Annotated in this window: 8 protein-coding genes; 5 read left to right on the forward strand and 3 right to left on the reverse strand. The window is 64.6% G+C overall.

Annotated elements, in window-relative coordinates; translation table 11 throughout:
- Positions 1 to 1,259 (reverse strand): aldehyde dehydrogenase family protein (locus AC16XC_RS09840; protein WP_484034479.1); only part of this gene is annotated, 1,259 nt, incomplete at its 3' end.
- A gap of 135 nt (positions 1,260 to 1,394) precedes the next feature.
- Complete coding sequence (locus AC16XC_RS09845) at positions 1,395 to 1,829, reverse strand: DUF6152 family protein (protein ID WP_484034480.1); 435 nt, start codon at positions 1,827 to 1,829, stop codon at positions 1,395 to 1,397.
- 96 nt (positions 1,830 to 1,925) lie between these two features.
- Here AC16XC_RS09845 and AC16XC_RS09850 point away from each other — a divergent pair, with 96 nt between their 5' ends.
- The gene (locus tag AC16XC_RS09850) at positions 1,926 to 2,795 is read left to right on the forward strand and encodes an alpha/beta hydrolase (RefSeq protein ID WP_484034481.1); all 870 of its coding nucleotides are present in this window, start codon (positions 1,926 to 1,928) and stop codon (positions 2,793 to 2,795) included.
- Positions 2,792 to 3,592 (forward strand): hypothetical protein, encoded by an 801-nt coding sequence (locus AC16XC_RS09855; RefSeq protein ID WP_484034482.1) that lies wholly within the window; start codon positions 2,792 to 2,794, stop codon positions 3,590 to 3,592. Before AC16XC_RS09850 ends, AC16XC_RS09855 begins: the two co-directional genes overlap by 4 nt.
- Before the next feature lie 13 nt (positions 3,593 to 3,605).
- Here AC16XC_RS09855 and recG read toward each other — a convergent pair whose 3' ends face one another.
- Positions 3,606 to 5,666, reverse strand: a complete 2,061-nt coding sequence (recG, locus tag AC16XC_RS09860; RefSeq protein ID WP_484034483.1) for an ATP-dependent DNA helicase RecG — start codon at positions 5,664 to 5,666, stop codon at positions 3,606 to 3,608.
- Positions 5,667 to 5,776: 110 nt separating this feature from the next.
- Between recG and AC16XC_RS09865 the strand changes: the two genes are divergently transcribed.
- The 3 genes from AC16XC_RS09865 to mfd all read left to right on the forward strand — a co-directional run.
- The gene (locus tag AC16XC_RS09865; RefSeq protein ID WP_484034484.1) at positions 5,777 to 6,181 is read left to right on the forward strand and encodes a baeRF12 domain-containing protein; all 405 of its coding nucleotides are present in this window, start codon (positions 5,777 to 5,779) and stop codon (positions 6,179 to 6,181) included.
- Positions 6,178 to 6,435 (forward strand): FAD assembly factor SdhE, encoded by a 258-nt coding sequence (locus tag AC16XC_RS09870; protein WP_484034485.1) that lies wholly within the window; start codon positions 6,178 to 6,180, stop codon positions 6,433 to 6,435. The genes AC16XC_RS09865 and AC16XC_RS09870 overlap by 4 nt, the downstream gene beginning before the upstream one ends.
- 121 nt (positions 6,436 to 6,556) lie before the next feature.
- On the forward strand, positions 6,557 to 9,453 hold a 2,897-nt coding region (gene mfd, locus AC16XC_RS09875), incomplete at its 3' end, for a transcription-repair coupling factor (protein ID WP_484034486.1).

Below are 9,453 nucleotides of genomic sequence, written 5' to 3' on the forward strand. Positions count from 1 at the left end.
CCGCCGAAGGGCAGGCGATTTTCGAGGTAATGCGAGAACACGCCATTGACGGTCGCGCCGCCCGACGAGGTCCGCTGCAGCACCTTTTCGACATTGCCTTCATCCGGGCTGAACACATAGAGCGCCAGCGGCTTGTCGCGCGCTTCGATGTAATCGATCACCTGGTCGAGATTGTCGTATGTCATCACCGGCAGGATCGGGGCAAAGATCTCCTCCTGCAGGATCTTCATCTGCGGGGTGACATTGGTGAGCATTGTCGGGTGGATGGTGAGGTCACTCTCCTCGAGCTCGCCGCCCACGGCGACCTTGGCGCCCTTCTCCACCGCATCCTCGAACAGGCCCTTCACGCGGTTGAAATTGCCTTCATTGACGATCTGGGCGATCGCCTCCTTCTTGATCGTGCCGTTCTCGTAGAGATTCTTTTCGACATTGCTGCGGAAGGCCTCGACCAGCCGGTCCTGCTCGTCCTCGCGCACGAACACGTAGTCCGGGCAGATACAGGCCTGCCCGCCGTTGAACTGCTTTGCTCCGGCGAGCGCGGCGCCGATCGCTTCGATATTCGCGCCCTTGTCGATGATCACCGGCGACTTGCCGCCGAGCTCGAGCGTGACGGTGGCCAAGTGCTTGGCGGCAGCGGCCATCACGATCTTGCCGACCCGCGTGCTGCCGGTGAAGAAGATGTGGTTGAACGGCAGTTCGAGCAGTTTTTCGGCGACGCTGACATCGCCTTCGAACAGCGCGACCTCGTTCTCGTCGAAGGCTTCCTCGATGATCTTCTTGCCGATCCTGGCGGTCGCCGGGCACAAGTCGGTCAGCTTGACGATACAGCAATTGCCGGCCGCCACCGCCGCCGCCACCGGACCCAGCACCAGGCCGAGCGGGAAGTTCCATGGGCCAAGGACCAGGCACACGCCGCGCGCCTCGTAAACGATCATCGCCTTGTCGTTTGGATTGTTGGTCGGCGTGACCATGGTCGGCTTCATCCACTCCTCGACGCTGTCGATATTGAGCTGGATGTTGTTGAGCACATTCATCACTTCGGTGACGCGGATCTCGCCTTCGGGCTTGCGGGTGTCTTCCAGCACCGCGGCGACGATGTCGTCGGCATGGGCTTCGACCGCGTCCTTCAGCCTTTGCAGCTTGGCCTTGCGCTCTTCCGCGCTCGACGCTTTCACATCCCATTGATGGGCCTGCTGGAGGGCGAAAACGCGCTCGATATCCTTCGAAACGTCGGCGGCGGTGAGGGTGGAAGTCGACATGGGGCATCCTGTCTTTGGTGTGGTTGGGTTTGGCGCCCTTCATATGGGAAGGATGGCGGCCGGCGCCAGTCCTTTAACTCATCCGCCACGCAAGAGCCGCTCTTTGCGGCCCGGACCGGAAGACTGGCTGGTTGCCTAGCGGGGCACAGGTGCAGCGAGTTCCTTCGGCACCGGCCGCCCCTGCGGACCAAGCACTGTGCCATCTTCCAGCGTTACGCTGACCAGGGCAGCGCCGGGCGAGCCGTCGCGCATCGGATTGACGATCATCGCCACCTTCTGGCCCGGAACCAGCGTCGTCCGCTTCCAGCCGCCACGCGAAATCGTGTTCGGGCTGCCCAGCTCGATGCTCCATTCGCGGGCGCGCTTGCCGTCGGCCGGCTCCGCATTGATCTGGATCCAGCAATGCGGATTGGTCCATTGGAATTCCTTGACCGTCCCGGTCAACAGTACCGTCCTCGAGGCGTCGAACATCGCCGTGCTGTGATGCGCGAAGGCGGGCTGCGCCCCGGCGAGCATCAACGGGGCCAGCAGCCCAACAAGTGCGATTGGCCTTGGTGCATTCGTTTTCATTTCGTAAGCCTCTCGCGCCGGTCGATACTTTCGTCTGGCTCTGTTTAGTGAATTCCTCAAGCCTAGAATTGGCCAAGGGGTCGGGAGAGTGGATCGATGCGATCGGGTTTGTGTGGCGCGGTGATGGGTCTGGTGGCGGCAGGCGCGGCTGCGAACGCGGCCGAATCGATGAAGGATCTCGACCCGGCACAAACTCGGGCGATCTATGCACCGCTGCACGCGGGCGCGCCCGAGGATGCCGCGACCGAGCGCGGGATTGCCTATGGTCCCGATCCTCGCCAGCTGATGGATATCTGGGCCGCCAGCGAGCCAGGCTCGCCTCTGGTGGTGTTCCTTCCCGGCGGAGGATTCGTCCGCGGCAGCCGGGGAGAGGCCGGGTCGATCTTCTACGACAACGTCATGCTATGGGCGACACAGAGCGGCTATGCCGGGATCGTGATGGATTACCGCCTTGCGCCCGACAATCTCTATCCCGCCGGACAGGAAGATATCCAGCTCATGCTCGATTGGGCAACCGCCCATGCCGAGCGCCTCAATGCCGATCCGCAGCGCATCGTCCTCGTCGGGCAATCGGCCGGCGCGGGCCATGTCGCGGCCTACCTCGCCAACCGGCCGGCGACGCAGGTCGCCGGGGCGATCCTGATTTCGGGCGATTACGACCTCAAGGGCGAGGAGCACGTGTATTTCTCAAGCCAGCCCGACAAATACCGACTCGATCGATTGGCGCAGATCGCAGTCCCGCTGCTCCTGGTCGAAGTGGAATTCGAACTGCCCTTCGTCGAAGGCAAGATGGCGACTTATGCGAAGGCGCTGTGCGAGCGTGGGCACTGCCCCCAGACCTTGCGGCTTGAAAGACACAACCACTATTCTTCGAGCTATGCGATCGGCACGGATGACACGATCCTTACGGATTGGATGAAAGCTTTCGTGGACGGGCTGCAAAACAGTCGGGAGGACGCACAGTGAAACCTGGACTATCTCTGTCGTGGATTGCGGCTCTGCTTGCCCTGGCCGTCCCCGCCCGGGCCGAGCCCGACTGGAGCGGAACCTGGTATCGGGAGTCCGGGACCTTTTACTACACCGCGCCGGATGCCCCGATCGAGGAAGGCAGCCCACCGCTCGACGATCCACGCTGGCACCCTCCCTACACACCTGAATTCGAGGCGATCTACCAGGCCAATCTGAAGCGCATCGCGGAGGGCCTTTATCCCGATCCGGTGACCGTATGCGGTACACCCGCCGGATGGCCAAGGATGCTTGTGACGCCCGACGGATACGAGTTTGTCGTTCGGCCCGAGCAAACCTGGATCCTGAGCGAAAACGGGCCGAATATCGTGCGGATTTATACCGACGGGCGCGATCATCCGCCCGCCGACGAGATGTGGAACACCTATACCGGCCACAGCGTAGGATACTGGGAAGGCGACAAACTCCATTTCGACACCATCGGTCTCAACGGCGTCGGGCAGGTCATCCTCGGGCGGCAGGGCGTGGTCATGAGCGACCAGCTAAGGGTAACCACGACGATCGAGCAGATCGAAGACGGTCGCCTGATGGTTTCGCTGGTGCTCGAAGATCCTGTGGCGCTGACCCGCCCATTCCCGGTGCGAATCCTGTTTTCCCGCTATCCGGACGGGACCAATATGTGGGACTACGCCTGCGCCGAAAACAATCGCAACCCGGTTGACGAGAGCGGCTGGACGCTCACGCTCGACACCGATGGAAACGTGATCGACCTCGATGTGCCTGACGGCGGTGAATAGCGGTCAGCAGCCGCTAGCCGCCCCGCAGCAATTGCACCCCCCAATCGCGTTCGAACAGATAGAGCAGGATCCGCGCCGCCGCGCCGCGTTCGGAGGCCAAGCCCCCGTCGCGCTCGACCAGCAGCCGTGCATCGTCATGCGCCAGCGGGAGCAGGCGCTGGAGCTGTTCGAGCGATGCAATCCGGAACGGCGTGTCGCCCGATTGACGGGTGCCGAGCAGTTCGCCGCCGCCGCGCAGCTTGAGGTCCTCTTCGGCCAGCCGGAATCCGTCCTGCGTCTCCCGCATGAGGGCAAGCCGCCGGCGCGCGGTCTCGGACAGGCCCTCCCCGCGCAGCAACAGGCACACCGCCTGTTCCGACCCGCGCCCGACCCGGCCCCTCAACTGGTGCAATTGGGCAAGCCCGAAATACTCGGCCTGCTCGACCACGACTAGCGTCGCATTGGGCACATCGACCCCCACCTCGATCACCGTGGTCGCGACCATGAGCTTTGCCGCGCCCGAAACGAAGCGTTCCATCGCCGCGTCCTTGACCTCGGGCTTCTGCTGGCCGTGGACCAGCACCACCGCATCGCCGAGCCGCTGCTTCAACGCCGCAAACCGCGCCTCGGCTGCGGCAAGGTCGGCCGCTTCGTTGTCATGCACCATCGGGCAGACCCAGAACGCCTGCTGCCCGGTCTGGAGGTGCCGCTCGATTCCCGCGACGACTTCCGCCAGGCGATCGAGCGCGACCACGCGGGTGACGATCGGCTTGCGCCCCGGCGGCATCTCGTCGAGCCGGGAAACGTCCATCTCGCCATATTGCGCGAGGGTGAGCGTGCGCGGGATCGGGGTCGCGGTCATCGAGAGGCAATGCGGCGTGACTTTGCCCTTTTGCGTCAGCATGAGCCGCTGGCCGACCCCGAAGCGGTGCTGTTCGTCGATCACCACCAGGCCGAGATTGTGGTAGCCCACCGACTCCTGGAAGATCGCATGGGTGCCGACGCAGATATCGATCGTACCGTTCATCAGACCCATCAATATGCTCTCGCGCGCCCTGCCCTTGTCGCGGCCCGTCAGCAGCGCGATGGTCACCCCGGTCGGCGCGGCCAGCTGGCGCAGGGTCTCGTAATGCTGACGGGCAAGGATCTCGGTCGGGGCGAGCAGCGCCGCCTGCGCCCCGGCCTCGACCGCGACCAACATCGCCTCGAGCGCGACCACGGTCTTGCCCGCGCCGACATCGCCCTGCAGCAGCCGCAGCATCGGCGAATCCTGCGCGAGGTCGCCTTCGATTTCCGAGATCGAACGCTGCTGTGCCCCGGTCAACGGCCAGGGCAGGTCGAGCTTTGCCCGCCGCGAACCGTCGCCCTTGAGCGGCTGGCCCTTGCGCTTGCGGTTGTCCGCCCTGACCAGCATCAGCGCGAGCGAATTGGCGAGGATTTCGTCATAGGCCAGGCGGTCGCGCGCCGCGGCGTGCTCGTCGCGATGCGCCAGCACCAGCGCATCGCGCCACGCCGGCCATTTCTGCCGCTCCATCAGCCCCGGTTCGATCCATTCGGGCAATTCGGGAATCCGTGCCATCGCCTGTGCGACCAACCCGGCGATCTTCGGCTGGGTCAGCCCTTCGGCAAGGCTGTAGACCGGTTCGACCAGCTTGCCCGCCAACGCGCTGCCTTCCTCCGCCACATGGTCGGGATGGACGATCTGCAGCATCTGGCCGTACTGGTCGAGCTTGCCCGCGACCCAGCGCTTCTCGCCCACCGGAAGCTGCTTCCTGGCGGTGTAGCTCGCGCGCCCGAAATAGGTCAGCGCGCAGATATTGCCGAGCGCATCCTGCGCCAGCACGCGGTAGGGGCCGGAATTGTTGCGCGCGGCGCGGTGCTCGGTCGGGGTCAGCGCGACGACGACCTGCTCGCCGACGCTTGCCTGGTCGAGATTGTCGACTGCATGGCGCAGCACGAACCGGTCGGGCAGGTGATAGGCAAGGTCCCTGATCCGCATAAGCCCCAGCCTTTCGAGCGGCTTGCGCAGCTTCGGCCCGACGCCTTCGAGCGCCTCGCTCTCGACGAACAGGGGATTGAGGATCTCGGGCCGCATGGCACTGTCATAGCCGCATTCGCAACTTCCCTGCCAGATTTGACTCTGCGCATGAAACGGACCGCGAATCTTGCTAGGAGCCCGTCTGAACAGGACCCACAGGAGACCGCATGCTGCTTCCCCACAAGACCGTGATCGCATTAGTCGACGGCAAGAAATTCGAATTGTTCCGCAATAGCGGGAACGAGATGGAGCCTCGGCTCGAAGCCCTGCCCGCGCCGAAACTCGACGAGCACGACAAGAGTTCGGGGACGCACCATTATTCGAGCGCGGGCAATCCCCAAGCGCATTTGCTCGAGGAAGACGCCCACGCCGCCGCGGTGGCGGCCTGGCTGAACCACGAGGTGCTCGGCCACAAGATCGAGCACCTGGTAGTGATCGCCGCGCCGCGCACGCTCGGCGAATTGCGCAGGCATTATCACAAGCAGACCCAGCACGCGCTGCTTGGTGAACTATCCAAGGACCTGGCCGGAAAGAGCGGCCCCGAGATCGTCGAGGCGCTGCGCGCGAAATGACCGCGACCCGCCTCGCCCGCCTCAGGTTCCGCGCTTGGCACCGCGGCACGCGCGAGGCGGATTACATGATCGGCGGCTTCTTCGACGCCCATCACGCGCAGTGGGACAATGCAGCGCTCGACTGGTTCGAAGCGCTGCTCGAAGAGGACGATGTCGAGGTGATGGCCTGGGCGCTCGGGACGCAGCCGGTTCCCGATGCATTCGACGGCCCGCAGATGCAGGCCATGCAAAGGCTCGACTACGTAAAAATCTGAGAATTCGACAGCGTCCGCGCGAATGGCTAGAGACGCGCTCGAATCCGATAACCCGTTAGCGCATCCAATTCGCGCCAACGGGCAATCGCGCATGCGCCCGCGCGGCAAGACGAAGAGCTAAATGACCGATTTCCAACGCATTTTGAAGGCGAAGCAACCGCTCACCCTGTCCTCGGTGGCGCGCGGGGCGCAGCCGCTGGTGCTGGCCGACCTTGCCCGTGCGACTTGCCAAAAGCCAGGCGGGGGCAGAGCGGTGTTCATCGCGCCCGACGATGCCGCGATGCGCGCGGTCAGCGATGCCGCCGGCTTCTTCGCCCCCGAAATCGAAATTATCGAATTCCCGGCCTGGGATTGCCTCCCCTATGACCGGGCGAGCCCGGCGCTCGGCGTAAGCGCCAGGCGGCTCGCCGCGCTTCATCGGCTGCAACAGGACACGCAAGCGGCGCAGCTGCTCGTGACGACCGTCAATGCCGTGCTCCAGCGCGTGCTCGGCCCGTTCCGGATCCGCGAAAGCGTACGCGAACTCAAACCCGGAATGACGATCGGGCATGAAAGCCTCACCGCACTGCTTCAGCGCCAGGGCTATTCGCGCAGCGATACGGTGGTCGATGCCGGCGAATTCGCGGTCCGCGGTTCGATCTTCGATATCTTCCCCTCGGGGCTCGAACAGGGGCTCAGGCTCGATTTCTTCGGCGACGAGCTCGAATCGCTGCGGCTGTTCGATCCTTCGACCCAGCGGACCACCGGAACCGTCGATAGCCATTTGCTGCTCCCGGCGAGCGAAGCGCTGCTCGACGAAGACAGCATCAAGCGCTTCCGCACCCGCTATCGCGAGCTGTTCGGCGCCAATGCCACCGGCGACCCGCTCTACCAGGCGGTCAGCGACGGGCGTCGCCTCGCTGGGATGGAGCATTGGCTGCCGCTGTTCGAGGACCGGCTGACCACGCTGTTCGACCATCTTGCACCCGACGACACGCTGGTGATCGATTCGGCCGCGCTCGGTGCGGGCGAGGAGCGCCTGTCGGACATCAGGGACTACCACCGCTCGCGCAGCGAGACTGCCGGGCAAGCCGCCGGAAGCTATCGCCCGCTCGAAACCTCCGCGCTGTACCTGACCACACAGGAATGGACCGAGCGCCTCGCCAATTGGCCAATCCACCGCAGTGTCATCTTCACCGAACCCGCGAGCGAGAAGGTGGTTGATTTCGGTTTCGCCAGCGCGCGCGATTTCACGCCGGAGCGCGCGCGCGGCGACAATATCTATGAGGTCGCCGCCCGCCACCTCGCCTCGCTCGGCAACAAGGGCAAGCGCCCGCTGATCGCCGCCTATTCGACCGGCTCGCGGGCGCGCATCGCCGCGATCCTCGGCGAGACTGGCAGGACCCCGCTGCTCGCCGACAATTGGCAGGAAGCGCTCGGCCTGTCCTCCAGGGGCGCGCCGGTCGCGATGGTCGTCCCGCTCGAGACCGGCTTCGCCAACGACCAACTCGAAGTCATCACCGAACAGGATTTGCTCGGCGATCGGCTGGTCCGCCGCCGCAAGCGCAGGAAAGATGCCGACGCCTTCCTCGCCGAACTATCGGCGCTCAATTCAGGTGACCTCGTGGTCCATGTCGATCACGGGATCGGCAAATATGTCGGCCTCGAAGCGATCGCGGTCGGCCAGAGCCAGCACGATTGCGTGATGCTCGCCTATTCCGGGGGCGACAAGCTCTACATCCCGGTCGAGAATATCGACGTCCTGTCGCGCTACGGCTCGTCCGACGAGGTGGTCCAGCTCGACCGGCTCGGGGGAGAAGCGTGGCAGAAGCGCCGCTCGCGGCTCAAGGAGCGGATTCGGGCGATCGCCGGGGAATTGCTCAGGACCGCTGCTGAGCGCGCATTGCGCAAGGCACCGGTGCTCCAGGCAGAGGAAAGCGCCTACAACCAGTTCGTCGAACGCTTTCCGTGGCAGGAAACCGAGGACCAGGACCACGCGATCGACGACGTGCTGAAAGACCTCGCCCTCGGCAAGCCGATGGACCGGCTGGTGTGCGGCGATGTCGGCTTCGGCAAGACCGAGGTCGCGCTGCGCGCCGCCTTCGTCGCGGCAATGGAAGGCCGGCAGGTCGCGCTGGTCGCGCCGACCACCCTGCTCGCCCGCCAGCATTTCGAGAATTTCAGCGAGCGCTTCAAGGGCTTCCCCTTGAAGATCGGGCGGCTTTCGCGGCTGGTTGGCGCCAGGGAAGCGGGCGAGACCCGCAAGGGAATCGCGAGCGGGACGGTCGATATCGTGATCGGCACCCACGCGGTGCTTTCGAAACAGGTCGAGTTCAAAAATCTCGGACTGGTGATCGTCGACGAGGAGCAGCGCTTCGGGGTCAAGCACAAGGAGCGGCTCAAGGAGATGCGCAGCGATGTGCATGTCCTGACCATGACCGCGACGCCGATCCCGCGTACGCTGCAGATGGCGATGACCGGGTTGCGCGAACTTTCGACCATCCAGACCCCGCCGGTCGACCGCCTCGCCGTGCGCACCTACGTCATGGAGTGGGACGAGATGGTGCTGCGCGAAGCCCTGCTGCGCGAACACCATCGCGGCGGCCAGAGCTTCATCGTCGTCCCGCGGATCGCCGATATGGCGCAGGTTGAAGATTGGCTGCACAGCCATGTGCCCGAAGTGAGCTTCGTCACCGCCCACGGCCAAATGAGCGCGAGCCAGGTCGAGGAACGGATGGCGGCGTTCTACGAGAAGAAATACGAAGTGCTGCTCTCGACCACGATCGTCGAAAGCGGGCTCGACATTCCATCGGCCAATACGATTATCATCCACCGCGCCGACCGCTTCGGCCTCGCCCAGCTTTACCAGCTGCGCGGGCGGGTCGGGCGGGCCAAGCTGCGCGCCTATGCCTATCTCACCTATCCGCGCGACATGCAGCTGACGGAAGTGGCGGAAAAGCGGCTCAAGGTATTGGGCGATCTCGACGGGCTTGGCGCGGGCTTCCAGCTCGCCAGCCACGATCTCGACATTCGCGGCGC

This window comes from Candidatus Andeanibacterium sp. (genome assembly GCF_057143545.1).

Excerpts from the sequence above, each read along its gene's own strand:
- recG (WP_484034483.1), bottom strand. The coding sequence starts at position 5,666 with ATGCGGCCCGAGATCCTCAATCCCCTGTTCGTCGAGAGCGAGGCGCTC.
- AC16XC_RS09850 (WP_484034481.1), top strand. The coding sequence starts at position 1,926 with ATGCGATCGGGTTTGTGTGGCGCGGTGATGGGTCTGGTGGCGGCAGGC.
- AC16XC_RS09845 (WP_484034480.1), bottom strand. The coding sequence starts at position 1,829 with ATGAAAACGAATGCACCAAGGCCAATCGCACTTGTTGGGCTGCTGGCC.
- AC16XC_RS09865 (WP_484034484.1), top strand. The coding sequence starts at position 5,777 with ATGCTGCTTCCCCACAAGACCGTGATCGCATTAGTCGACGGCAAGAAA.
- AC16XC_RS09870 (WP_484034485.1), top strand. The coding sequence starts at position 6,178 with ATGACCGCGACCCGCCTCGCCCGCCTCAGGTTCCGCGCTTGGCACCGC.